This is a genomic window from Ornithinimicrobium cavernae (assembly GCF_003121625.1).
Lineage (GTDB): Bacteria > Actinomycetota > Actinomycetes > Actinomycetales > Dermatophilaceae > Ornithinicoccus > Ornithinicoccus cavernae.
In genome coordinates, this window is record NZ_QDDJ01000015.1 from 1 (window position 1) to 25,428 (window position 25,428).

Annotated in this window: 13 protein-coding genes; 2 read left to right on the forward strand and 11 right to left on the reverse strand. The window is 71.6% G+C overall.

Annotated elements, in window-relative coordinates; all coding sequences use genetic code 11:
- Positions 1 to 404 precede the first annotated feature (404 nt).
- On the forward strand, positions 405 to 836 hold the full coding sequence (locus DA085_RS16335; RefSeq protein ID WP_202619282.1) for a hypothetical protein: 432 nt from the start codon (positions 405 to 407) through the stop codon (positions 834 to 836).
- Between the two features lie 446 nt (positions 837 to 1,282).
- On the opposite strand, the gene DA085_RS16340 is transcribed toward DA085_RS16335, so the two are convergent.
- The 3 genes from DA085_RS16340 to DA085_RS16350 all read right to left on the reverse strand — a co-directional run bounded on the left by DA085_RS16340 (position 1,283) and on the right by DA085_RS16350 (position 7,092).
- Positions 1,283 to 2,473 carry a DUF445 domain-containing protein gene (locus tag DA085_RS16340; protein ID WP_109474055.1) on the reverse strand — a complete coding sequence of 397 codons (1,191 nt, stop codon included), beginning with the start codon at positions 2,471 to 2,473 and terminating at the stop codon, positions 1,283 to 1,285.
- A gap of 92 nt (positions 2,474 to 2,565) precedes the next feature.
- A complete protein-coding gene (locus DA085_RS21045; protein WP_154402233.1) occupies positions 2,566 to 3,354 on the reverse strand; it encodes a hypothetical protein in 789 nt (262 codons plus the stop codon).
- A gap of 375 nt (positions 3,355 to 3,729) precedes the next feature.
- Positions 3,730 to 7,092 carry a TM0106 family RecB-like putative nuclease gene (locus DA085_RS16350; protein WP_109474170.1) on the reverse strand — a complete coding sequence of 1,121 codons (3,363 nt, stop codon included), beginning with the start codon at positions 7,090 to 7,092 and terminating at the stop codon, positions 3,730 to 3,732.
- A gap of 64 nt (positions 7,093 to 7,156) precedes the next feature.
- Here DA085_RS16350 and DA085_RS16355 point away from each other — a divergent pair, with 64 nt between their 5' ends.
- Positions 7,157 to 8,257, forward strand: a complete 1,101-nt coding sequence (locus DA085_RS16355) for a zinc-binding dehydrogenase (protein ID WP_109474057.1) — start codon at positions 7,157 to 7,159, stop codon at positions 8,255 to 8,257.
- Between the two features lie 3 nt (positions 8,258 to 8,260).
- Here the strand turns inward: DA085_RS16355 and DA085_RS16360 are convergent, their stop codons facing one another.
- The 8 genes from DA085_RS16360 to DA085_RS16395 all read right to left on the reverse strand — a co-directional run bounded on the left by DA085_RS16360 (position 8,261) and on the right by DA085_RS16395 (position 25,296).
- Complete coding sequence (locus tag DA085_RS16360) at positions 8,261 to 9,424, reverse strand: ABC transporter substrate-binding protein (protein WP_109474058.1); 1,164 nt, start codon at positions 9,422 to 9,424, stop codon at positions 8,261 to 8,263.
- A gap of 31 nt (positions 9,425 to 9,455) precedes the next feature.
- Positions 9,456 to 10,214 (reverse strand): ABC transporter permease, encoded by a 759-nt coding sequence (locus DA085_RS16365; protein ID WP_109474059.1) that lies wholly within the window; start codon positions 10,212 to 10,214, stop codon positions 9,456 to 9,458.
- Between the two features lie 64 nt (positions 10,215 to 10,278).
- Positions 10,279 to 11,136 (reverse strand): ABC transporter ATP-binding protein, encoded by an 858-nt coding sequence (locus DA085_RS16370; protein WP_109474060.1) that lies wholly within the window; start codon positions 11,134 to 11,136, stop codon positions 10,279 to 10,281.
- Positions 11,133 to 12,014, reverse strand: a complete 882-nt coding sequence (locus DA085_RS16375; RefSeq protein WP_109474061.1) for an ABC transporter permease — start codon at positions 12,012 to 12,014, stop codon at positions 11,133 to 11,135. Before DA085_RS16375 ends, DA085_RS16370 begins: the two co-directional genes overlap by 4 nt.
- A complete protein-coding gene (locus DA085_RS16380; RefSeq protein WP_109474062.1) occupies positions 12,014 to 13,030 on the reverse strand; it encodes a TIGR03842 family LLM class F420-dependent oxidoreductase in 1,017 nt (338 codons plus the stop codon). Before DA085_RS16380 ends, DA085_RS16375 begins: the two co-directional genes overlap by 1 nt.
- Before the next feature lie 7 nt (positions 13,031 to 13,037).
- The gene (gene hydA / locus DA085_RS16385) at positions 13,038 to 14,459 is read right to left on the reverse strand and encodes a dihydropyrimidinase (protein WP_109474063.1); all 1,422 of its coding nucleotides are present in this window, start codon (positions 14,457 to 14,459) and stop codon (positions 13,038 to 13,040) included.
- A gap of 10 nt (positions 14,460 to 14,469) precedes the next feature.
- Entirely contained in the window at positions 14,470 to 15,318 is an 849-nt protein-coding gene (locus DA085_RS16390; protein ID WP_109474064.1) for a nitrilase-related carbon-nitrogen hydrolase, read from the reverse strand.
- 159 nt (positions 15,319 to 15,477) lie between these two features.
- Complete coding sequence (locus DA085_RS16395) at positions 15,478 to 25,296, reverse strand: carboxypeptidase regulatory-like domain-containing protein (protein WP_109474065.1); 9,819 nt, start codon at positions 25,294 to 25,296, stop codon at positions 15,478 to 15,480.
- Positions 25,297 to 25,428: the final 132 nt, after the last annotated feature.

A 25,428-nucleotide genomic window follows, 5' to 3' on the forward strand; every position in this document is an offset into this window, starting at 1 on the left:
AGAGCGTGGGCAGCCGAATTGAGAGCGACCGACCCGGTCACCTAGGACCAAGCCTGGCCAGGCCCGCTCCTACCGTCAATGAAACACGTAGCCGATGTGCGCGCGGCCTATCGGTCCGTGGACCAGTCCGGTTGAGGCTCCGGGTCGAACGCACGGGCGGGGCATCCGGGATTGCGGCACGCCACGTCTGGGTCTGGCGACGAGCCTTCTAGCTCGTGCTCGAACTCGTAGTGGAAGCAACTCCAGTGCATGCGCTCGAACGTCTCGTAGTCACTCGCATGCCGAAGCACGGGTCGCTGGCAGCGGACACAAGTCGGAGTTTGCTCGGGCACATACGCATCATGCCGGAGGTTGGACGGGATTTGCCGGGACTACTGGCGACAGGGCGTGCGAGCATTGGCCTCGTGAACGAGTTGAGTTTCGTCGTCGCTGACATGGAAGGCAGCGTCGAACTCGTCCCAGTGGTTGACGGCGTTTCGCTGGCGCAGCTCGTCGGCGACTACGAGTCGGCCCATGGAATGACGCCGTCGGGTAGCTACGCCGGGCTGATTCCCGCGCACTTCAACTTCGGTGACCTAACGACCTACTACCTCGGACAGAACCAACGGCAGTGGCCAGGCACTGGCCGCATGTGGCTGCTCGGCTGCGACTGCGGCGAAGTTGGGTGCTGGCCCCTCGAGGTCACGACCACTATCGCGGGTGGTCGAGTCACGTGGACAGACTTCCGGCAGCCGCACCGGCCCGATTGGGACTACGCAGCGTTCGGACCCTTCACTTTCGAGGAGAGCCAGTACAGGGCTGCCGTCGCGGGTGCCGCCTCGGCCGCCTCGGCCTGAGTGCACTCATCTGCCGCCGACCGGTGGCATCAGCAGAAAGGGACCGTTTCAGTGCCGCGGTCCCCCAGCACCCAAACCTTCCGGCCGAGCAACTGCGTGAGGACCTGCTCGAGGCTCCGCAGATCGCCCATGAGCGGCAAGCACTCGGTCGGTACGACGAAGATGCGCTCATCCTCGGAGTTCACCGGGAGAGTTCGCAGCGGCTCCTCATACCCCGCCAGAGCAAACGCCGCTCGCGTCGCTGCCACCTGACCGACACTCCACATGCCTCGAAGGCTATGCGAACGATGAACCCGTCACCGGCCCTGGCCCGGAGCAAGCCGGGCTTGAGTGGCCGGAACTGCCGCTGCGGGAGTGCATGCAACGGCTGCTGGTCCAGCAGGCGGCGGATGACGTGTCGGACGCCAGCCGACCCCGAATCAAGACGTCGAACCGATCAGGTGACCTCAGAGCAGTTGGGACACCGTGTGGATCAACAGCCCGACGAGTCCACCGACGACCGTGCCGTTGATGCGGATGAACTGCAGGTCACGACCTACGTGCAGCTCGATCCGGTCCGCAGCGTCCCGGCCGTCCCAGCGCCCGATCGTGTGACTGATGACTGTGGTCAGCTCTGAGCCGTAGCGGGACACCAGCACAGCCGCCGCGTCCGCGCCCCAGGCGTCCAGACGGGCACGCAAGGTCGTGTCCGACACCATTCGCTCACCGAGGTCACCGAGCTCCTGGGCCAACCGGGTGCGGAGCTGGCCGAGCGGGTCGCCCAGCTGCTCGAGCAGCACGACCTTCACGGCGTCCCACACCGCCACGAGGCTGGGCGCGACCTGCGGGTGGTCGAGTAACCGCTCCTTGAGCCGCTCGGCGCTGGCCATGGTGTCGGCGTCGTGCTGCATGTCGCGGGCCAGGTCGGCGAGATAGGAGTCCAGGGCCTGGCGGATCCGGTGCTGCGGGTCACCGGCGACCTCCCGCGCCCAGGCGACGAGCTCGGAGTAGATGCGGCCGACCACCATGTCGTCGACCCAGCTCGGCGACCACCACGGGGCCCGGGCACCGATGATCCGTCGGACGTCCTCGGGATGCGCGGCGAGCCAGGAGTGCAGCTCACGGAAGCCGATGTCCACGAGACCGTGGTGCGCCTGGTCGGCCACCACCTGCTCCAGCAGGTTTCCAGCCAGCGGGCTGAGCGGCTCGGAGCGGACCCGCGGCAGCAGGGTCACCTTGATGAACTCCTGCAGGTCCTCGCCCCCGACCCGCTCGAGGGCCTGCGCGGCCAGTGGTGAGGCCTCCTGGATCACCCGCTCGGCGTTGACCGGGTCACCGAGCCACTCCCCCAGGCGTCGGGTCACCTCGGCGTCGAGATACCTCTCGCGGATCGTCTGCTCGGTCAGGAAGTTCTCGGCGACGAACTGCTCGAGGCTGCGAGCCAGCATGTCCTTCCGTCGCGGGATGATCGCCGTGTGCGGGACCGGCAGCCCCAGCGGATGACGGAACAGCGCCGTCACCGCGAACCAGTCCGCGACGGCGCCGACCATGGCGGCCTCGGAGGCGGCGTTGACATAGCCCCACGCGCCCTCGCGGCCGTGGGTCAGGAGGAAGACGACTGCGGCCAGCACGAGCAGCCCGGTGGCCATCAGGCGCATCCGCCGCAGATTGGCTCTCCGGGCGGCGTCGCCCTCGCTGAGGAGGGATGGGCCGGGCCGGAACGCAGTCGCCGTCGCCGGGGGCACTGGTCTCACTCCTCCCAGACGTGACGCGCGACGGCGGGATCGGACCCGACGAAGACCAGCCGGTAGTCCGAGATGTCGCTGGTCGGGACGAGGAAGGCTGCCGTGCCTGACTCGACGTCACCCTCGTCGTAGACCATGAGGCCCCACAGGGTCGTGTCGGCCCAGGCGATGGCGCACTGGCTCCCCGAGGGGTCCAGCAGCACGAAGTCGGTGATCGAGGTGAAGCCCATGCCGCTGACGTGTCTGGCGGTGACCTCCGCCTCCCAGACGAGCGGCGGCTCCTCGGGCAGCCTGAAGTCGGTCTCCCGGATGGTTGGCTTGTCCACGACGACGCTGAAGCGGTCGCCGAGTGCGCTCTCGACCTCGACTGCATCGCCCCACCCGGCAGAGGCGGGCTGCCCGGCCTCGAAGGCCACCTCCTCCCGTGTGGAGCAACCGATCGGGACGCCGCCACCCTCGGGCGGTGTCGGCCCGGTCGCCGCCGGTGGTTGGCTTGTTGGAGGAGCGGCGGCCGGGGGTGGCGGAGTCGTGGGAGCCGCGTCGCCGTGGTCCGAGGCCGTCGGTGCCTCAGTGGCCTCCGTGGTCGGTGTCTGCGTGGTGCCCGCGCTCTCGCGTGTGCGCACGGGCGGCTGGCTCGCCGTTGGCGTCTCTGGAGCTGCGGTGTGCTCCCCGAACCCCGGCGGCAGCGAGACCTGCTCGGTGTCGGGTGCCGCTCCGCCACAGGCCGTCAGCGTCAGGGCCAGCGTGGCAGCCGTTCCCAGTGCGCCGATTCGCGGCCATCGGGCTGTCCTCATCAGCGTCCTTCCCCAGGGGCTCGCGCCCACTCCAGCACTGTCCGGCATCAGGGTACGTCGCTGCTGCACCGTGCCCGACCTGGTCGACAGCCGCAACGCGTGCCGACACTGCCCGAGGTCGGTCGAAGCAGTAGGGAGGTGCGGTTGGGAATGCCGTCCTCCCGGGGACGTGACACTGCTCTGCCCCGGCGCACCAATGAGTCGACTGGAGCACCTCAAGACACCAATGAGTCGGCTGGTGCACCTCAAGACACCAATGAGTCGGCTGGTGCACGAGGCGACACCGATGTCACGTCTCCCACGATCGACCAGGGGCAGGGGCGTGCGACCACACAGGTGTGGGGTGGTGGCCCACGCGGTGTGCGCGGTTGGTCGTCAGGCCACGCCCCGGTCGGACAGGTCGACCGATGCCTCGGCGAGGTCGACGAAGCGGCACAGGGCGTTGACCAGGCGCAGCTGTTCGGGGGTGCTGACCGGCGACTCCAGCAGGGCGGGGCTGCCGACGACGATCGCGAGCGCCTTCGCGCGCGACACCGCGACGTTGACCCGGTTGCTGTCGAGCAGGAAGCCCACGCCGCGGGGCGCGTCGTGCGCGCTGGAGCTGGCCATCGAGAAGATCACGACAGGTGCCTGCCGCCCCTGGAACCTGTCGACCGTGCCGACCTGGATCCCCTCGGGCAGAGTCTCCTGCAGCAGCCTGACCTGGGCGTTGTAGGGCGAGACGACGAGGATGTCGGTCAGGCCGATCGGGGAGACCTCCCCTGCGGCGTCGGTCCACGTGGTGTCGAGCAGCTCGTCGACCAGGGCGGCCACGGCCGCCGCCTCCTCCGCAGAGTCCGAGGCGTTGCCCTCGTGCACCACGGGGACCCAGCGCAACCCGGAGCCGTCCAACCCGGAGCCGTCCAACCCGGAGCCGTCCACACCGGAGCCGCTCAACCCGCTCAGGCCGTTGACCCGCTGGCGCTCCAGGCCCGGGACCGACTCGAGCCGCGAGGCGTAGGACAGGTCGGAGACGAACCGGGTGATCTCCGGGTGCATCCGATAGGTCCGGTCCAGGAAGATCCCGCGATCCGCAGCGATCGTGTCGGCCCCGTCGATCAGGTGCTCCAGCGCGGACCGGCCGGCGCCGTAGGGGTGTGTGCCCTGGGTGACCTGGGGCAGCTGCTGCGGGTCACCGAGCAGCACGATCCCGCGCGTGGCCGCCTGCGCCACAGCCAGCGCGTTCGCGAGCGCGAACTGCCCCGCCTCGTCGACGACCAGCACATCCACCGAGTCCGCCATGCCCTGCCGGGACCACAACCAGGCCGTGCCGCCGATCAGCGTCGCGCCCTCCTCGATCGCCTTCTCGATCTCCTTGTTGTCCCCGACGATCCGCACGGGACCGCTCTGGCCCGCTGGCACCATGCCCTTGCGCACGCCCGGCCGCCCCACCCCCTCGATGAGGTGCGTGATCACTGCGTGCGAGTTGGCGGTGATCCCGACGCGAAGCCCCGCGTCCAGGAGGTCGCGGATCAGCTTGGTGCCGGAGTAGCTCTTGCCCGACCCGGGCGGCCCCTGGACGGCCAGCACCTGCCGGTCCAGCGCACGACCCACGCGCCGGACCACGTCACCGGGCGCCTCGTCACCCACCGGCTCCATGCCGCTAGGCACCTGACCGGCGAGCAGTGCCGCCCCCAGGGTGTCCCGGCCCGCGAGGGTGTCCTGCGCCAGTCGCTTGAGTGAGTCCTGCAGCGCCTCGGCCCGCACCACTCCACTGCTCACCAGACCGGTCGGGGAGGCCGGCTCCTTGCTCTTGCCCCGCCTGATGATGACGAAGCCACCCTCCGGGTCGATCTCCTGGACGGTGCCGACCGTGGTGTGGTCCCGGGCGTCGTCCACCTGCGCACCGACCCCGATCGCGGTCTCCTGCGGCGGGAACTCGTAGCGCCACAGCACGGACCGGGCGATCGTGCCCACCTCGACGGGCGAGCCCAGACCACCCAGCGTCGCGGCCCGGTCCTCGACCAGCTCCTCGTCGCTCATCTCCGCCGTGCGGTAGTAGTCCCACCATCCCTGCTTCTGCTCCCGCCGGTGGAAGCCGATGCAGCCCGCGAGCAGCTCCTGCCCGACCGCGACCAGGCGCTCGGCGATCGCGGTCTCCTCCTGCATCGCCTCGCTGTCGGTGGCCTCGGCGCGCTCCTCGGGTGCCGGGCGCCCCAGGGTGGTCCCGAACAGCGCACCCGCCTCGTCCCGCCGCTCTTCCAGCCACTCGTGCAGCGCCCACGTCGACCGCACGTCCTCGCGGTTGTAGTCGGCCAGCCGCTGCAGGATCGACTGGTCGGTGCGGCCCTGCGCCAGCCACCGCTCGTACTCCACCACGGAGGTGAGCGCGTCGGCGACCTCGTCGCCCACGCCGGTGCGGGTGTGGTCCCAGTAGAACGCCTCGAGCTTCTTGATCGAGTAGCTCGGCTTGCTGATCTGCAGGCTCTGCCGGACCACGGCGTAGAGGTCGATGAACCGCTCCCCGCGCAGCAGCATGTCCAGCTCGGTCTCGGCGGTCGCATACTGCTGCGCCATCCGCTTCAGGGCCGTCTGCTCGTAGGCCGCGTAGTGGTAGATGTGCATGCCCGGGAACTGCCGCCACCGCGCATCGAGCCAGGTCAGCAGGTCGCCGGTCAGCTGCTTCTCCTCGGCCCGGTCGTGCGCCCACCAGGCCAGGAACTCCTCGTCGCGGGTCCAGACGCCCGCGAGGTACTCCCGCCCGGCACCGTCCTCGGCGAACGGGTCGCCCTCGAAGTCGAGATAGACGTCGCCCGGGTCGGGCTCGGGCAGCAGCTCGAGACCCTCACCGCTGCGCGGCGACAGCAGCTCGTATGCCGGCACACCGGTGTCCCGCTCGCTCACCTGGAGCCGGGCCTGGCTCCGGAGGCGGTCGCGGGTGCCGCTGCTCAGGACCCCGGTGAGCGCTTCGTCGCTGGCGCGGGCGAGTGCCGCGACGGTCGTGATGCCGGCGGCCTCGAGGCGCTCACGCTGGTCGGTGCGCAGCCCGGCCACCAGCACCAGGTCGTCACGGTCCTCCCACTCCTGCTCGCAGTGGGACTTCCAGCGGCACCGCCCGCAGTGGGGCACCTTGACCGACCGGGTCGGCGTGTCACCGGCCACGAAGCCCTCGAGCCGCTCCCGCGTGCGCCGAGCGTAGGACTCGACGTCGACCAGCCGCCACGGGTTCTCGGCACCGTCACCGGTCACCACGACCAGCTGCTCGGGCGCCACGCCCTGGATCCGCTCCAGGTGCTGGGCGTAGGACGCCATCTGCAGCAGCGCCGCCGTCTGCAGGTGCCGGGCCAGCTTGGTGTCGGCCACGTCGTAGGACCAGTCACCCAACCGGCTCGGGCGATCCACCCGGAGCAGGAAGTCGGCGTAGCCCACCCAGGTGTCGTCCCCGAAGGCGGCCTGGTAGATCACCTGCGCCCCGGCATACATGGCCTGCACGGTCGCCGCCTCCCGCTCGGCGACGGATCCGCGGTCGGGCACCTCCACCACGCTCAGACCCCGGGCCCTGAGCTCGGCGAGGTAACCCCGCTCGTGCGCCAGGCCCTTGTCGAAGATCATCTGCACCTGCTCGTCGAAGCCTCCCCCCGCGGGCACCTCCAGCTGCTCCCGGACCGCCCGGAGGTCGAGGGTCGTCGCGTGGGCACAGGCCAGGTGCGTGGTGAGGTCGGTGGCGCTGAGCCGCGGACGGCCGTCGATCAGGTGCATGGCCTCACCATCGCACGGGACACCGACAGGCCGGCCGGGTGACTGCCGTGCCACGATGAGGCCCATGAGAGCAGTCGTGTGGGACGGACCTGGCACACCGATGACGGTCGAGGAGGTGCCCGTGCCGCGCCCTGGGCCGGGCGAGGCCCTGGTGCGGGTCGCCGCCACCGGCGTCTGTCACACGGACCTGCACGTGATCAAGGGCGAGGTCGCCTTCCCGGCACCCGGCGTCCTGGGACACGAGATCTCCGGGCACGTCGAGGAGCTCGGCGAGGGCGTCTCCGGCCTGGCGGTCGGTGACCGGGTCGTCGGGGCCTTCATCATGCCGTGCGGCACCTGCCACCAGTGCGAGGCCGGGCGGGACGACCTGTGCGAGCCCTTCTTTGCGCAGAACCGTCTGCGCGGCAACCTCTTTGACGGCACGTCGCGGCTCACCCGGGGCGACGGGTCACGGCTGTCGATGTACTCCATGGCGGGGCTCGCGGAGTATGCCGTGGTGCCGGTGACCGCCCTCACTCCCCTGCCCGACGGGTTGCCCCTGGAGGAGTCCGCGGTGCTCGGCTGCGCCGCGTTCACCGCGTACGGCGCCCTCGCCCGTGCCGGCGGCGAGCTAACGGGCCGCTCGGTCGCGGTCGTCGCCGTCGGTGGGGTCGGCTCCAGCATCATCCAGTTCGCCCGGCACCTCGGCGCGGACCCGATCATCGCGGTCGACGTGGACGACGCCAAGCTCGAGGTCGCGCGCGACCTCGGCGCGACCGTCACCGTCAACTCGACCACGACCGACGCCCGCGAGGCGGTGCTGGAGGCCACCGGCGGAGCCGGCGTCGACCTGGCGCTGGAGGTCATCGGCCGGCCGGAGACCGTGGAGCTCGGCCTGTCCCTGCTGCGCGAGGGCGGCCAGCTCGTGGTCGTCGGCATCGCCGCCGGCGCGACGACGGCAGCCATCCCGATCACCGGCATGGTCCGGCGTGGCCTGACGATCACCGGCTCGTTCGGCGCGCGCACCCGCCGCGACCTGCCCGAGGTCGTGCGGCTGGCGGCCGAGGGCGCCTTCGACGTGCGCCGGGCGGTCACCCGACGCTTCACCCTCGACGAGGCGCCGGCGGCCTACGACCTGCTGGACGCCGGGCAGATCCGGGGACGCTCGATCGTCGTCATGGGCTGACGCTCAGCTGCCTCCCTCGTTGAGCTCGACCTCGATCGGCTGGAAGCCCTCTCCGACGAGGTCCAGGTCCTCACCCTCGAGGCTGTCCAGCGCCGCCTGGATGTACTCGTTGGTGTAGGCCTCCTCGTCGGGCTCGGCGGTGAGCACGGTCGCACCGTCGACGTTCGCCGTGCCGAGGGAGATGTCCACGGTCTGCGCCCACGCGGCCTCGTCCGTGATGCCGATCCCGTTCGGCGAGGGCCAGATCAGCTTGTTGACCTCGTTCACCATCCACAGCTGGTGGCTCGCGCCCAGCTGCGACCCGTGCTCGACCACGATGGCGGCGGCCTCCTCGGGGTTGTCCCGGGCGAAGATCCAGCCCCGGATCGTGGCACGCAGGAAGGCCTCGGTCGTGTCCTGGTACTCCGCGTCGCTCGCCAGCCGCTCGCTGTCGGCCCACAGCGAGTCCTGCAGCATCGCGGTGCCCTCCTCGTTCCAGTCGATGACCGCGAAGTCCTCGGGCGTGTACAGCTCGCCGGTGTCCGGGTCCACCGTCTCCAGCAGCTGGGCGTACTCGTTGTAGGTCATCGCCTGCGCCGCGTCGATGTCACCGGCCAGCAGCCCCGACATGTCGAACGCCTGCTGCACCAGCGTCACGTCGGCTGCCGGGTCCAGACCGGCCTCGGTCATGCCCGCGAACAGCTCGAACTCGTTGCCGAAGCCCCAGTTGCCGACGTTCTTGCCCGCGAGGTCCGCCGAGGTGGTGATCGGGTTGTCCGCCCAGGACACCTGCAGGGTCCCCGACCGCTGGAAGATCTGGGCGATGCTGGTGATGCCCGCACCCTGCTCGCGCGAGGCCAGTGCCTTGGGCACCCACGCGATCGCGTAGTCCGCCTGGCCGTCGGCGACGACGGTCTGGGGGACGATGTCGGCGCCCCCCTCGCGGATGGTGACGTCCAGGCCCTCCTCCTCGAAGTAGCCCTGGTCGAGTGCCGCGTAGTAGCCCGCGAACTGACCCTGGGCGAACCACTGCAGCTGCAGCGTGACGGGCGTCAGCCCGCCGTCAGCCTCCCCCTCGGCCGAGCCGGGGCTCTCGTCCTCGCTCGTGCCGCCGCCGCAGGCGCTCAGCAACAGCGCCCCGGCCGCCGCCGCAGCGACCAGCCCGGGGATCCTCCTCGTGTGGCCCATGGTGTGTCCTCTCTGTGGTGGTGTGGTGGTGTTAGCCCGTATGACGGCGGGTCGCCGCGCGCTCGAGCAGCAGCGTGAACCCGTAGAACAGGAGACCGAGCGCGATCGAGGCGGCCACGTAGGCCCAGGCGCGCGCGTAGCCGCTCTGGGCGGCGGCGCTGGCGATCCGGGAGCCCAGGCCGTTCTGCAGGCCGCCGAAGTACTCGGCGACCACGGCCGAGATGACGGCCAGCGAGGAGGCGATGTTGAGCCCGGTGAAGATGAAGGGGACGGCGCCGGGCAGGGTCACGGTGCGGGTGACCTGCCAGGGCGTGGCGGCGTAGGACCGCATCAGGTCCCGGTGCACCGGGCTGACCTGCCGCAGCCCACGCAGCGTGTTGAGGAACACGGGGACGAACACGACGAGCGCGACGATCACCCGCCGGGGCGTCTCGCTGGTGGCGCCGAACATGTTGGACAGCACCGGTGCCAGCGCCACGATCGGGACCACCGCGGCCGCTGCCACCAGCGGCGCGACCATCTGGTCCAGCCAGGTCACGCGGGCCGCGACGGCAGCGGTGACCACCGCGAGCAGGGCGCCGACGACGAGCCCGACCAGGGCGTTCGTGCCGGTCGCCCTGGTGGCGTCGACCAGACCGTCCCAGATGGCGCGGATCTGACCCAGGATCTCGGTCGGGGGCGGCAGGAGGTATGCGGGCAGGGCGGCACCCCTGACCAGCACCTCCCAGCCGGCGAGGGCGAGCACGCCCAGCAGGAGGGGGGCGCCGACCCGCACCGCGGTGCCCCTCATCGGGGTGCCCCACCGAGGGCCGGCCGACGGCCGGTGAGCGGGCCGGTGAGCGGGCCGGTGGTCCTCATCGCAGGTCCCGCCCGTGGGCGCCGGAGGCCGGCGTCGGCCTGCCGTGCAGCGCCTCGCGCACCGCGGTGACGGCCGCGAAGAACCGCTCGTCCTCGCGCAGGTCCTCGTCGCGCTGGTCACCGAGCCGGACGTCGACCTCGCCGGTGATCCGGCCGGGCCGCGGGGTCATCACCACGACCCGGTGGGACAGGAACACCGCCTCCGGGATGGAGTGCGTCACGAAGACGACCGCCGCCCCGGTCTCCGAGGTGATGCGGACCAGCTCGGACTGCATCCGCTCCCGGGTCATCTCGTCGAGGGCGCCGAACGGCTCGTCCATGAGCAGCAGCCGGGGGTTCTCGGCCAGCGAACGGGCGATCGCGACCCGCTGCTGCATCCCGCCGGACAGCTGGTCGGGGAAGGAACCGGCGAACTCGCTGAGCCCGACCATCTCCAGCAGCTCGGCGACCCGGCCGCGACGCGTCGCGCCGTCGGCCCCGTGCAGCCGCAGCGGGAGCTCGACGTTGTCGGCGACACTGCGCCAGGGCAGCAGGCCGGCGCTCTGGAAGGCGATCCCGTAGTCCTGGTCGAGGCGGGCCCGGCGCGCGCTCTTGCCGAAGACCTCGATCGTCCCGGCGGTCGGGCTGTCCAGGTCGGCCACGAGCCGCAGCAGCGTCGACTTGCCGCAACCGGACGGCCCGATCAGGGACACGAACTCCCCCGGGTCGACCACGAGGTCCACCTGGTGCAGCGCCTCCACCTGGCCGCGGCGGCCGGTGAAGACCTTGTCGACCCCGGCCACCCGGACCGCGGGATCGCCTCCGGAGGTCGGCGTGGTCGCGGTCGCGGGCACGGTGAGACGGTCCTGTGTCATGCGGTCTCCTCCTGACGTCGGTAGCGGCCCAGGGCCAGCCCCAGCAGATAGACCAGCCCGGCCGCGAACAGCCCCAGCAGCACGGCCCCGGCGATGGGTGCCCAGGCCTTCGCGGGGTCGGCGGACCCGGACTGGGCGTACTCGATGATCAGCCGCCCGATCCCGCCCTTGTGGCCCGTGGACACCTCGGCGACGACCGCGCCCAGGATCGCGGCCGCGGTGGCCAGGCGCAGCGCGGGCAGGAGGTAGGGGACGGCGGCGGGCAGCCGCAGGCGCAGCAGCGTCGTCCACCACGACGTGGCGTAGGTCCGGAAGAGGTCGGTGTGGGCGGCCTCGGGCGACTTCAGGCCGCGCAGCGCCCCCACGGCCATGGGGAAGAAGGCCAGGTAGCTGGCGATGACGCCCACGCTCATCCAGGTCTCCCACTGCACCGGACCCAGCTGCAGCCGCCCGCCCCAGCTCACCACCAGGGGGGCCAGGGCGATGAGCGGCACGGTCTGGCTCAGGATCAGCCACGGCTGCACCGCCCACTCGGCGACCACGAAGCGCTGCATCAGCAGCGCCAGCAGGATGCCGACCACCGTGCCGAGCAGCAGGCCCGCCGTGGCCGTGCCGAGGGTGACCAGGGCCGCCTGGACCACGGCCAGCCACACCGGTGCCGCGCCCTCGATACTGGTCGCCGGCTCGAGGGCACGTCCGATCATGTCCCAGACGTGCGGCATACCCAGGTCGGTGGTGCGGGGCAGCACCGCCTGGCCGGCGACCGTCACTCCCTCGGCGGGACCGAGCGCCTTGTAGCCCTCCCAGAGGACGACCAGCCCCAGCACCCCAGCCGCCCCGAGGGCCACCGGCCGCCAGCGCACGCTGCCAACAGCCATCAGGACTTCGCCACGACGTGCTCGCGCAGGGCGGGGATGATGATCTCGCCGTACTGCCGCAAGGTCTCCTCCTTGCTGTCGTGCATCACGTAGGCGGCGAACTGGTCGACCCCGAGGTCCTTGAGCGCGGTGAGCTTGTCGATGTGGTCCTGGGCCGTGCCGAGCAGGCAGAACCGGTCGACGATCTCGTCCGGCACGAAGTCCACGTGGTCGTTGTCGGTCCGGCCGTGGGTGTTGTAGTCGTAGGTGGTCCGGCCGGCGATGTAGTCGGTCAGCGCCTGCGGGATCTCCCCCGACGTGCCGTAGCGGTCGACGAGGTCGGCGATGTGGTTGCCGACCATGCCGCCGAACCACCGGCTCTGCTGCCGCTGGTGGTCCAGGTCCGTCCCGACGTAGGCCGGTGCGGACACGCAGATCTTGATCGACAGCGGGTCGCGACCGGCCCGCTCGGCCGCGTCCCGGACCGCCTGGATCATCCACCGGGTGATGTCGATGTCGGCCAGCTGCAGGATGTAGCCGTCAGCGACCTCACCGGTGAGGGCCAGCGCCTTCGGCCCGTAGGCGGCGACCCAGACCTCGAGGGAGGAACCGGTCGACCACGGGAACCGCAGGGTCGCCCCCTCGTGCTCCACCGACCGTGAGTTGGCCAGCTCCCGGATCACCCGGACGCTCTCGCGCAGGGTCCGCAGCGTGGACGGCCGGCCGTTGAGCACCCGCACGGCCGAGTCGCCGCGCCCGATCCCGCACACCGTGCGGTTGCCGTACATCTCGTTGAGCGTGGCGAACACGCTCGCGGTCACGGTCCAGTCGCGGGTGAGCGGGTTGGTGACGAACGGTCCGACCCGCACCTTGCGGGTCGCGGCCAGGATCGCCGAGTGGATGACGTAGGGCTCCTGCCACAGCAGGTGGCTGTCGAAGGTCCAGACGTGGCTGAAGCCGTGGTGCTCCGCGAGCTGCGCGAGCTGGACGACCCTGCTGGAGGGCGGGTTGGTCTGGAGTACCGCTCCGAAGTCCATGCCGGTCTCAGATCAGGTACTGACTGAGGCCGCGCTTGAGGTAGCGCCCGTGGCCCGCCGAGCCGAGGTACTGGTCGTCGTCGACGACCACCCGCCCCCGGGAGAGCACCGTGTCGACGTGCCCGTCGATCTCGAACCCCTCCCACGCGGCGTAGTCCATGTTCATGTGGTGCGTCTTGTCCAGCCCGATGGAGGTCTGGCCCTTCGGGTCGTAGACGACGATGTCGGCGTCGGCACCGGGCGCGATGAGACCCTTGGTGCCGTAGAGCCCGAACATCCGCGCCGGGGTGGTGGAGGTCAGCTCGACCCACCGCTCCAGGCTGATCTCGCCGGTGACCACCCCCTGGTACATGAGGTTCATCCGGTGCTCGACGGAGCCGATGCCGTTGGGGATCGCGCGGAAGTCGCCGCGGCCGAGCTCCTTCTGGTCCTTCATGCAGAACGGGCAGTGGTCGGTGGAGACCATCTGCAGGTCGTTGGTCCGCAGGCCCTGCCACATCGCGTCCTGGTGCCCCTCGGCCCGGGAGCGCAGCGGCGTGGAGCAGACCCACTTGGCCCCCTCGAAGCCCGGCGCCCCCAGCTGCTCCTCGAGGGACAGGTAGAGGTACTGCGGGCAGGTCTCGCCGAACACGTTGCGCCCGCGCCCGCGCGCGGCGGCCAGCTGCTCGACGGCCTGCTTGGCGCTGACGTGCACGACGTAGAGCGGTGCCTCGGTGACGTCGGCGAGCATGATCGCCCGGTGCGTGGCCTCCTCCTCCATCTGCCACGCCCGCGCGATCCCGTGGTAGTAGGGGCTGGTCTTGCCCTGGTTGTACAGCTGCTCGGCCAGCACGTCGATCGCCGGGCCGTTCTCCGCGTGCATCATGGTCAGCAGGCCCAGGTCGGCGGCCTTCTGCATGGCCTTGAGGATCTGGGCGTCGTCGCTGTAGAAGACGCCCGGGTAGGCCATGAACAGCTTGTAGCTGCTGATCCCCTCGTCGAGCAGGGTCTCCATCGACTTGAGCGAGAACTCGTCGACTCCCCCGATGATCTGGTGGAACCCGTAGTCGATGGCGCAGTTGCCCTCGGCCTTGCCGTGCCAGGCGGCCAGGCCGTCCTCGACGCGCTCGCCATAGCGCTGGATCGCGAAGTCGATGATCGTGGTCGTCCCGCCCCAGGCGGCCGCCCGGGTGCCGCTCTCGAAGGTGTCCGAGGCCTCGGTCCCGCCGAACGGCATCTGCATGTGCGTGTGCGCGTCGATGCCGCCGGGGATCACGTACTTGCCGGTCGCGTCGATCACCGTGTCCACGCTGCCGGCGAGGTCGTGGCCGAGCACGGTGGAGCCCGGCGACAGGACGGCCACGATCTTCTCGCCGTCGACGAGGACGTCGGCCTCGGTGCGTCCGGTGGAGGAGACGACCGTGCCGCCCCTGATGTATGTCGTGGTCATGGTCTTCCTCTCAGGGCCGCGCGATCTGGGTGTAGGAGTCCGGGCGACGGTCTCGGTAGAACTGCCAGTCGTCGCGCATCTGCTGCACCATGTCGAGGTCGAGGTCGCGGACCAGCACCTCCTCGGACTCCGAGGAGCCGCGCTCTCCGACGAAGTTGCCGCGCGGGTCGATGACCTGGCTGGTGCCGTAGAAGTCGACGGCGTCCTCGCCGTACTCGTTGTCCTCGCGGCCGACCCGGTTGGGCTGCAGCACGAAGTAGCCGTTGGCCACGGCGGCGCAGGGGCCCTCGACCTCCCAGAGCCGGTTGCTCAGGCCCGGCTTGGTGGCGTTGGGGTTGAACACCATGTGTGCGCCGTTGAGCCCCAGCTCGCGCCACCCCTCGGGGAAGTGCCGGTCGTAGCAGATGTAGGCCCCGACCTTGCCGACCGCGGTGTCGAACACCGGGTAGCCCAGGTTGCCGGGACGGAAGTAGAACTTCTCCCAGAACTTGTCCAGGTGCGGCAGGTGGTGCTTGCGGTAGGAGCCCAGCACCGAGCCGTCGGCGTCCACGACCACGGCGGTGTTGTAGTAGACGCCGGTCTGCGCCTCCTCGTAGATCGGGAGGATGGAGACCAGCCCCAGCTCCTTGGCCAGCGCGGCGAACCGCTGCACGATCGGACCGTCGACGGGCTCGGCGTAGCGGTAGTACTTGGCGTCCTGGGTGATGCCGAAGTAGGGACCGTAGAAGAGCTCCTGGAAACAGATCACCTCCGCCCCGTCCGCGGCCGCGTCCCGGGCGAACTGCTCGTGCTTGTCCAGCATCGAGTCCTTGTCCCCGGTCCAGGTGGTCTGGGTGATTGCTGCTCGCACGATGGCCATGTCTCTCCAGTTCGTCGGCGCTGACGTCTGCGAAGGTGTGTCTGCTTCTCCCCGATGAGACCAAGATCACGGTGGACTCCGCGGGATCGCCACCATACCCGTGGGCGCGCCCGGGGGGAACAGCCTTTGTGCGCGAGTTTCCGTGTCGTCCGCGTCTCCTCAGCGCACCCGCAGCACGGGCCCGTCGACCACCGCCTCGAAACCGTCGACGGTGAGGACGGCCCGCAGGTCGTAGGACCCCTTGGCGGCGCCGCGCACGAGGGCGAGGTACTCCTCCTCGTCGACGAACTCCATGTCGAAGGTCTCGACCACCTCACCGCCCTGGCGCAGCTCGAGCACCGCCCCGTCGACCTGGACCCGCTGGCCGTCGGCACCGGTCAGCGCGAGCTTGACCAGCTGGACCCTGCCCTTGCCGCCGGCGAGGTTCCACGCGACGTCGTAGGCGTAGTGAGCGACCTGGCGCGTCTGGCTCACCTCGTTGCCGAGGGTGTCGGTGGCCACGACGGTCACCTCCTGGGCACCCTCCACGAGCGGCACGACCACGGTGAACGACCCGTCCGCCGCGACGTCGACCGGCTCACCCTGGACGGTCACCGTGACCGGCTCGGCGAACGCGTCCGAGACCGTGCCGGTGACCGTGACCTCCGGCTCGAGCACCGCGGTGCCCTCACCGGGGGTCCAGGACAGCTCGGGTGCCGTCGTGTCCAGTGCCACCACCAGGGGCTCGCTCTCGGTCGTGCCGAGCTCGTTGGCGGCCACGGCGACCAGGGTGTTCTCGCCCTCGGTCAGCCCGACCGTCGCGGTGTAGGTCCAGTCGTCGGCCGGGACGACCGTCGCCAGCACCTCCTCGCCACGCAGGATCTGCACCTCGTCGGCTCCGACCGCCCGGCCGCTGACCTGGACCGGGCTCGTCCCGACCAGGGTCTGCGGGGTCGTCAGCGTCGGCACCTGTGGCGGCGCGAGCAGCAGCCACTCGAGGGAGTCGAGGACCACCTGCTCGGTGCCCTCGGTCCACCCGCGGTCCGGCCCCATGTAGTCCGAGACCGCCGCGAAGCTCAGCAGCAGGTGACCGCTGAGGTCGGTGCGCTGCTCGAAGGCCACGGCCGTGCCCACCGGGGACCCGGCCACGGTGAGCGTGGCCAAGGACTCGCCCCGGTATGCCGACAGCCAGCTGTAGTAGCCGTCGTCCGCGACGATGTGGGCCGGGTCCGCGACGTCGGCGAACACCGGGTGCGCGGCCAGCGCCGTCAGCCCCACGGGTCCGTCGCGGTAGCCCTGGCCACCGACGGTGACTCCCTCGCCGTGCTCCTCGAGCAGCCGGAGGCCGCCCTCGGTGACGCCGTGGGTGCCGCTGAAGACCAGGTCCACCTGGGCGGTGTCGGCAGCCGCGACCAGGGCGTCGAACTCCGCGGCGGTCGGCTCGCCACCGTTGACGACGACCACGCTGTAGTCGTCGATGGCTGCGACGACGTCCCCCCAGGCGACCTCCTCGGAGGCCACCCCCTCGGAGACCAGGAACTCGGTCAGGTCTCCGCGCACGTCGCCCAGGACGCCGACCTGGATCGGGGAGATCTCCACCGTGAGCGCCGCGGGCTCCTCGCCCACGGTCACCTCGGTGGTGACGACCACGTGGTTCGGGCCCTGGACGGTGAGCGTGTAGTCCCCGACCAGCAGCGGCTCGAGCACGGCCGTGCCGTCCGCACCCGAGGCGACGGACGTGTCGGTCGGTCCCGCGGCCTCGACCTGCGCGCCGGCGACCGGCTGGCCGGTGACGTCGTCGAGGACCGTGACGGTCAGGGCCGACTCGGCCAGCGGGGTCAGCTCGATGTCGTGCAGCAGGCTCTGCTCCGGCGCGACGGTGACCGTCGCGGTGTAGGGCTCGAACCCGTCCGCGGTCGCCTCGAGGGTGACCTCACCGGAGGCCACGCCGAGCTGGTAGGCCCCGTCGGGACCGGTCTCGGCGCGGGTCGCCGTCCCGGCGACGGTCACCTCGGCACCCTCGACGGGGCCGCCGTTGCCGGTGACCGTCCCGTGGACGTCGCTCTGCCGGGCCTCCATCGCCCAGGCGACACCGTTGAGCGTGATGCGCTCGGCGTCGGTGGTCCAGGCCTTGATCGGCGAGCCGTAGGAGCTCGCCCCCAGGTTGCCCAGCAGCAGGTGCACCGAGCCCGGAGTGACGAAGTCGTAGGCCAGTCCCAGATCGAAGGTGGTGCCGGTCTCGGGGTGCACCGTCTGCGCCAGCGCCGTGCCGGAGTAGCCGGCGAAGGACTGGAACTGCTGGTTGAGGCCCGGGTTGGTGAGCAGCGTGACCGTCTCACCGACGTCGTAGCCCTCCAGGACGGGGTGCTCGGCACCGACCAGGTAGCCGACCGCGTCCGGCTCGAAGTCGCTGTCCACGGACTCGGGGTCCCCGGTGTACTTCGACAGGGTGCGGATCGACCCGGAGCCGTACTGCGAGGGCAGGATCAGCGACACGTCGTGGGCGGCGGCCTCGTCGAGGAAGGCTGTGAACTCCTCCGCCGTGGGCTCCAGGCTGGCGCCGTTGACGAAGGCCAGGTCATAGGCCCCGGTCGTCAGGTCCACCTGGGCGAGCTCGCGATAGCCGAACCGCTCGATCGTGTAGCCGTTGGCCACCAGGAAGTCGCCCATCGAGCCGTTGAACAGGTCGCCGACGAGCGCGAGGTGCTTGGTCACGCCCAGGCGTGCCTCGGCCGTGGCCGGTGAGCCGTCGGCCACGGTGACGTCGACGAAGTCGGTGACCTGCCCCTCGGCCCTGGCCACGAGCATCCACTCACCCGCTGGCAGGTGCTCGAAGGTGAACGTGCCATCGGCAGCTGTGGTGTCGGCATACTCCGTGCCGTCCACGAGCACCGAGGCTCCGGCGACCGGCTCTCCGGAGGCCGACAGGACCGTGCCGCTGACCCCGGCCCCGGGTGACCGGGGCAGGGTGATCGAGGAGGCGGTCGACTCTCCCTCGGCGACGGTGACGGTCGTGCTGGCCGCCTCGTAGCCGAAGGTGGTCGCCGTCAGGGTCCAGGTGCCCGGCTCGAGCGGTATGACGTAGCTCCCGTCTCCCTCACGCGCCGGGTAGGTGCGGCCCGTCTCCTCGACGGTGACCGTCGCCTCCAGCGGTGTGCCGTCCGAGGTGACGACCGTGCCGCGGGTGTCCGCGCCGAGCCCGTCGGCGGTCAGCGCCCACTGCAGCGCGTTGGTCAGCGACCGTGAGGTCTCCGGCGTGAAGTAGAACTCCGCGAGGTCCCGGGTGCCGACCGCGCCGTACGAGGTGGCTCCGTTGGTCGACAGCAGGACGTCGACCGCACCGACGGTGCGGCCGTCATAGGCGATGGCGTCACCGGTGGTGCCGTCCCCGCTCACGATCGTGGCGACCGTGGTGCCGGAGTAGCCGGTGAAACCGGCGTACATCCGGTTGTGGTCGGTGGGGGCGAACGTCTGCGGCAGCCCCTGGGTCAGGGGGTGCTCCACCGTGACCGTCGTGGTCACGTCACCGTCCAGCGAGCCCTCGACCCAGGTCTCGGGGTTGCCGTAGAGGGGGACCATGTCCTCGATGACTCCCCGGTCGCGGTTGCCCGTCCAGACCACCGGGAGGTCGTTGCGGTTGGCGTGGTCCAGGAAGGTCGGCAGGGTGGCCCTGGCCGACGGTGGGTCGTTGACCAGGACCATGTCCAGCTCGGCCAGCGCCGCGCCGTCGGTCCAGTCCACCACGACCGGCTCGTAGCCCCAGTCGGTGAGGAACGCACTGAGCCGTCCCTCGTGGACCCCCGAGGTCGAGTCGCCGACCACGCCGACCTGCGCGGACTCCAGGATGACGGCGTCCTCGGTGTGCGCGCCGCTCACCATCGTGAACGCGTGCAGCGTGCGGATGTAGCCGTCCAGCTCGATCTCCAGCTCCTGCTCGCCGGCCTCGACGCGCGGGAAGGAGTAGCGGCCCTGGGCGTCGGTCACCGTCTCCAGCGGGGTGCCGACGATGCGCACGACCGCGCCCTCGACGGGCACGCCGTCCACCGCGGGACCACTCCCGGCCGGCAGGCCGGTCCCGGGCAGCTGCGCCCCGTTGACCGTGCCGCTGAGCGCCCCGATGTCACCCAGCTCCAGGACGACGTCGAGGACCTGGGCCGCACCGTCCACGACGGTGATCTCGTGCGTCTGCTCGAGGTAGCCGAAGGCGCTGATCTCCACCGTGTGCGTGCCGTCCGGCAGGCCGAGAAGGAACTCGCCGTCGGTGGACGTGGTCGCGGCCCAGGTGGTGCCCACGACACCGACCCGGGCGTCCGGGACCGGCAGCCCGTCCGGGTCGGTGACCGACCCGGTGACCTGGGCCAGGCCCGGGGACCCGGCGTAGCGGACCGCGTTGAGGAAGAGCTGGCGCCCCTCCGGTGCCCACTCCACGTCGGTCTCCGTGCCGGCGCTGACGAACAGTCCGCTGAGCAGCACGTGCACGCTGTCCGGCGTGCGCACGTCATACGCGATGCCCGCACCGACCGGGGTGCCGGCCGTGCCGACGGTGGCCAGGACGGTCCCCTGGTAGTCGACGAGGTAGGGCGCGTCGGTGTTGCCGTTGAGGTAGATCACCGGCTCCTCGCCCAGACCCGCGGTGATCGGGTGGTCGACCACGCCGGTGAGCTCCTTGGGCGCGCTGCCGTAGCCGCCGAAGCGCTCCACGTCGGCGGGGTTGCCCGTGAGGTCGGACAGCTCGTAGATGCCGCGCGTGTTGACCGGGCTGTTGGCTGCGGGGAAGACCACGCTGACGCCCGCGGCGTCGAAGGCCGCGAGGTTGTCCAGCCACTGCTGGTCGGGGATCGTCGCGGGGTGGTTGAGGATCACCACGTCGTAGTCCTCAAGCTGCTCCATCACCTCCCAGCCGAGGGCCGTCGCGGGGATCCCCTCGGCAGTCAGGAAGTCGGTGATCCGGTTGCTGTAGTCCCCCACGACGGCGACCGAGGGGGCCGCGACGAGGGTGAGGTCCAGGTCGGTGACCGTGCCCGCGGTCACCTGCACGCCCTCGACCGTCGTCGCGGTGAAGCCGTCGGCCGAGGCGGTGACCGCATAGCTGCCGACCGCCAGGTCGGCGAGAAGGTAGCTGCCGTCGGTGCCGGTGGTGACGGGCTCGCCGCCCTCCACCGAGACCTGTGCGCCGGGCACCGGCGCCCCCGAGGCGGTGCTCACGGTGCCGCCGATGGCCCCGTTGTCGGAGGCGGTGAGCCCCACGGCAACGTCGGTGGTCCCACCGGTGGTGACGGTGACGGCCTGCTCGAGCGCCGTCATCCCGGGGGCCGTGAGGCGCAGGGTGTGCTCGCCGGCCGGGAGGAACAGGTCACCCCTGCCGCCGGGCAGCGCCTGCTGCTCGAACGAGCCGACGACGCTGACGTCGGCGTCGACCGCGCCGTCCGGGCCGGTCACCGTTAGCGCGACCGTCCCGAACTCGGCGGTCGTCCCGTGCTCGACAGCGGCCACGAAGACGGCCTCCGCGCCGGGGGCCCAGGTCTCCTCCGGGCCGACGAGCACGCTGGCGGAGTGGCTGGGCAGCAGCACCTGGACGGAGTCGTCCGAGGTGCGGTCGTAGCCGATGCCGGTGCCGCGCGCACCGTCCTCGTCGCTGCCGAGGGTGGCCAGGGTGCCGCCCTCGTAGCCCTCGAGCCAGGCGTGGTAGCTGCCGGTCAGGATCGGGTAGCGGTCCTGGTCGATCGGCGCGGTGACCGGGTGGGCGACCGGGTGGGTCAGCCAGACCCGGCCTCGGTCGCTGGACTGGGTGGCCAGGGTTGCCGCGCTGCCCCGCGCGGCGAGCACCTGGTCGATGCTGCCGCTGGTCGCGCCCCAGCTGTCCAGGGCGATGATGCTGGTGCCGGCGGCGTCGGCGCCGGCCAGGATCGCCTCGATGTGCTCGACGTTGTCGCGGGCGTAGTCGCCCGACGTGCCGTTGAGCACGATCGCCTGGTACTGCTCGGGTGCCTGCGCCGCCTCGGCGAAGGTCAGCTCGTCGACCGAGAAGCCCTGGTCCCGGAGGATGCCGGACAGCCGGCTGCGGTAGTCGGCGACGACCGCCAGGTCGAAGCCGTCCAGAGCGACCGCGAGCGTGGTGGTCTCACCGGTGGTGACCGTGACCGTCTCCTCGTGGGGGGCCCAGCCGGTCAGCTCGACCCGCACCCGCCAGTCGCCCTCGGCGACCGGGTCGATGGTGAAGGTGCCGTCGGCGGCGGTGGTGGCCGGCTCGAGCGGCACGCCGTCCAGCGTGACGGTGGCACCCTCCAGCGGGTTGCCCTCGGCGTCGGTCACCGTGCCGCTCACCGCGCCGTCGCCGACCGCGGTCAGGGCCGCGTCGACCGTCACGCCGGAGGTGGCGCGGAGCGTGATCTCCTCGGTGTGGGTGGACAGGCCGTAGCGGCTGATCCGCAGGGTGTAGTCGCCGGCCGGGGCACGCAGCTCGTAGGCGCCTGTCGCCGGGTCGGTGGTCGTCCCGTGCGGGGTCCCGACCAGCTCGACGGTGGCCTCGACCGGCCCGTCGGGTCCGGTCACCGTGCCGCTGACGGTGCCGGTGGAGCGGTAGGTGGCGACGGTGCCGTCGCGGGAGACGAAGACCACGCTGTCGTCGGACACCGCGGTCGAGGACAGGATCGGGGCGGGCAGCTGGTCCTCCCAGAGCCGCTCGCCGGAGGTGGCGTCGAGGGCGTAGACACCCCAGTTCTGCGAGGCCCCGAGGACCACGCCGCTGGTGGTCACAGCGACCGAGGACGTCACGGCACTGCCCACGAAGTGGTTCCAGACCAGCTCACCGCTGGTGGCGTCGTAGGCCGACACCGCACCCGCGGTGTGCGAGCCGAGGATGACCAGGTCGTCGTAGAGCACCGGGCTGCTGCCCTGGGTGTCGCCGTGGCCCTCGGCCTCCCACACCTGCGCGCCGGTGAGCAGGTCGAGGGCCAGGACCGAGCCGCTGGTGAACGAGCTGTTGCTGGTGCCCAGGTAGACCTTGCCGGCGTCGATCGCCGGGAGGCTGATCGAGATGGTGTCGCTGCGCTCCCACAGGACGGCGCCCGTGGCGGTGTCGAGGGCGACGACCCGTCCGGTGGCGGTGCTGGAGGTGACGGCGACGCCGTCCGCGACGGCGGGGCCGAAGAAGACGCCACCGCCGATCGGGGTGCGCCAGACCCGCTCTCCCGTGGCGGCGTCCACCGCGTGGACCGAGCCGGCCTCGCCGATCCCGGCGGCGACGTAGACGGTGCCGTCGACGACGGTCGGGGTGGCGTAGGTCGGCACGTCCCCGTCCAGGCTGTAGGTCCAGCGCGTGGAGCCGTCCGAGGTGTTCAGCGCGAGCAGCGTGGCGTTGCCGCCGGTGGTGACATAGAGGGTCGCGCCGTCCGCCGAGATCGCCGGTGTGGCGCGCTGGCCACCGCCGGTCGAGACCTGCCAGCGGACCTCGCCGCTCGCGCGGTCCAGGGCACTCAGCCGGCCGGTGGCCTCCAGCTGGTAGATGCTGTCCTGGTCGGCCACCGGTGAGCTGAACATGACGGCGCCGAGCCTGGTGCTCCACTGCTGCTCCAGGGTCGGCGCGTGCAGGCCGGTGTCCGCGAGGCCGTGCCCGGCCGGGTTGGCCTTGAGCTGGGTCCAGGTGTCGGTGCCCGGCAGCGCGAGCGGCGCCAGCGCGACGTCCTGCACGGTGTCGCCCTCGACGGAAACCTCACCGGTCCACGGGCGGTAGCCGGTGGCCTGGACGCGGATCTCGTGGGTGCCGTGCGGCACGTCGAGCGCGAAGGCACCGGCCTCGTCGCTGTAGGTCGTGGTGCCGGCCTGGCCGACGACCTGGACGGCCGCGCCGGTCACCGGGGCACCGTCCGTGGTCACGGTGCCGGACAGGGTGGCGCTGGCGCGGGCGGTCAGGGTGACGTCGAGCGTGACGTGCCCGCCCCGGGTCACCTCGACGGTGTGCTCCTGGGCGGCGTAGCCGTAGGCGGTGACCCGCACCGTCTGGGTGCCGGACACGGCATACAGGTCGTAGGCGCCGGTGGCGGCGTCGGCCGTCGTGCCGGGACCGTCGACGACGGTCAGCGTCGCGGCGACCGGACCGTCGGGGCCGGTCACGGTGCCCGAGATGAGGCCGGAGTGCGCCGCGCGGGTGGTGGCCGCGTAGGCGTCGACGATGCCGTGGCCGTAGGCGTTGTTGGGCAGGGCACCCATGAACTGCTCGGTGCGGGCGGTGTCCTCCAGGACCTCCTGGAGCTCGTCCACGCTGAGCCCGGGCGCGGCGGAGAGCACGAGGGCGGCGACCCCGCTGACGTGCGGCGTGGCCATCGAGGTGCCCGAGATCGTGTGGTAGTCCTGCCCCGAGTCCTGCGGCCACGCGGAGTAGATCGCGGCGCCGGGGGCGCTGACCTGCGGCTTGGTGTACTCCACGCCGTCCCAGACGACGGGGCCACGGCTGGAGAAGCTGGCGATCTGGTCGTTGCTGTCGGTGGCGCCGACGCCGATCGAGTGCGGGTAGCCGCCGGGGTTGCCGACCGTGCCGCCCGCGGGACCGTCGTTGCCGTTGGCGAACAGCGGCACGATGCCTGCGGCGCGCCACGCGGCCACGGCCTCCCAGAAGACCCGGTTGTTCCCCGGCCCGCCGCCCCAGGAGTTGCTCGCGATGTCCGGCGCCTTGTCGGGGTCGCCACCGGGGGCCAGGACCCACTGCATACCGCTGAGGATGCCGACCTCGCCGCCGCGGCCGCCGTCGGTCAGGATCTTCACGCCGATCCACTCAGCGTCGGGCGCGACGCCGATGATCTCACCGGGCGCGCCACCGGCGATCGAGCCGGTGACGTGCGTGCCGTGGCCGTTGCCGTCCCCGGGCACGGGATAGTTCTCCCCCGTCGTGACGAACCAGGAGTCGGAGTGGTCGCCGTCGCGACCGCGGTACTGACCGGCCAGGGCGGGGTGCTCGAAGTCGACGCCGGTGTCGAGGACGGCGACCGTGACACCCTCGCCGCGGTAGCCGTACTCGCCCCACGTCTGTGGGGCGTGGACCTTCTCCAGGGACCAGGTGGGCAGCGCCGGCTCGCTCTGGATCTCGGGCAGCTCGACCTGCTCCTCCAGCCGCACGTGGGCCACGTCCTCCCGGGCCTCGAGCGCGGCGAGGGTGTCCGCGTCGACGGTGGCGCCGACGCTGTTGACGATCCAGAGGTCGACGGGGTCGCCGAGGGCGGGCGTGCCGGTCGCGGTCCTGTCGGTGTCCTGGCCGGCGGCTGCGCCGTCGGGGCGGGCGCCCCGGAGGTCGGCGATCAGGGCGGCGCGCTCGGCGGCGCCGGCGGCGCGGAGGTTCTCCACGACGACCTGCCCGCGGGCCGCGTCGGCGGCCTGGGCAGCGGCGCGCGCGGTCCCGGCGTTGTAGGAGCGGGCCCGGGCGCGCACCTCCTGCGCGGCCTCGAGCCCGGCGGCCTCGGCCCGGGCGTTCACGGCCTCCAGGTCCGCCGACCCGGTGAGCTCGATGACGACGTTGACCAGGCCGTCCTCGTCGCCGGCCAGCGCCTCGGTGACCGCCGGGTTGACCGTGGCCTCCGCCGGCTCGGGACGCACGAGCGCGGCATCCAGCGGGCTGGTCGGCACGGCGGCGGCCGCTGCCTCGGCCTCGGCGTCGTCGCCATCAGCCGCGGTGTCGTCCTCCCCGTTCCCGTCCTCGGCGCTCGCGCCGGTGACCTGCGCCGCCTCCGGGTCGATGTCCGCGACCGGCACCTCGAGCCCCTCGAACAACGAGGTGCTCTCCCCCTCGAGGGCCACCGGGTCCTCGTTCTCCGCGTCGGCTCCGTCTGCGGCGAGCGCCGCCCCGGCGGCCAGTCCCGACAGGGCTGCGGCGCCAGCGGCTGCCGGTGTGCCGGTGGGTGGTGCCGTGCCGGCCGCCGTGGTCGGTGCCGCGCCGAGGACGCTCAGCACGAGCGACCAGCCGAGGACGAGGGCGAGCAGGCGGGACCAGGCAGTTGTACGCAGCGACATTGCTACTCCAGTGACGGGACCAGGCACACGCCAGAGGAGACGCGGCCACACGGATGCCCCGGAACGTAGTCCGCCTGGGAGCCACCCGAAAGAGCGGTGGCCGAATCGTGGACGTCCCTTGGGAGATTTGTG

Excerpts from the sequence above, each read along its gene's own strand:
- DA085_RS16365 (WP_109474059.1), bottom strand. The coding sequence starts at position 10,214 with ATGAGGGGCACCGCGGTGCGGGTCGGCGCCCCCCTCCTGCTGGGCGTG.
- DA085_RS16350 (WP_109474170.1), bottom strand. The coding sequence starts at position 7,092 with ATGCACCTGATCGACGGCCGTCCGCGGCTCAGCGCCACCGACCTCACC.
- DA085_RS16380 (WP_109474062.1), bottom strand. The coding sequence starts at position 13,030 with ATGGACTTCGGAGCGGTACTCCAGACCAACCCGCCCTCCAGCAGGGTC.
- DA085_RS16355 (WP_109474057.1), top strand. The coding sequence starts at position 7,157 with ATGAGAGCAGTCGTGTGGGACGGACCTGGCACACCGATGACGGTCGAG.
- DA085_RS16340 (WP_109474055.1), bottom strand. The coding sequence starts at position 2,473 with ATGCGCCTGATGGCCACCGGGCTGCTCGTGCTGGCCGCAGTCGTCTTC.
- DA085_RS16370 (WP_109474060.1), bottom strand. The coding sequence starts at position 11,136 with ATGACACAGGACCGTCTCACCGTGCCCGCGACCGCGACCACGCCGACC.
- DA085_RS21045 (WP_154402233.1), bottom strand. The coding sequence starts at position 3,354 with ATGAGGACAGCCCGATGGCCGCGAATCGGCGCACTGGGAACGGCTGCC.
- hydA (WP_109474063.1), bottom strand. The coding sequence starts at position 14,459 with ATGACCACGACATACATCAGGGGCGGCACGGTCGTCTCCTCCACCGGA.
- DA085_RS16395 (WP_109474065.1), bottom strand. The coding sequence starts at position 25,296 with ATGTCGCTGCGTACAACTGCCTGGTCCCGCCTGCTCGCCCTCGTCCTC.
- DA085_RS16360 (WP_109474058.1), bottom strand. The coding sequence starts at position 9,424 with ATGGGCCACACGAGGAGGATCCCCGGGCTGGTCGCTGCGGCGGCGGCC.
- DA085_RS16375 (WP_109474061.1), bottom strand. The coding sequence starts at position 12,014 with ATGGCTGTTGGCAGCGTGCGCTGGCGGCCGGTGGCCCTCGGGGCGGCT.
- DA085_RS16390 (WP_109474064.1), bottom strand. The coding sequence starts at position 15,318 with ATGGCCATCGTGCGAGCAGCAATCACCCAGACCACCTGGACCGGGGAC.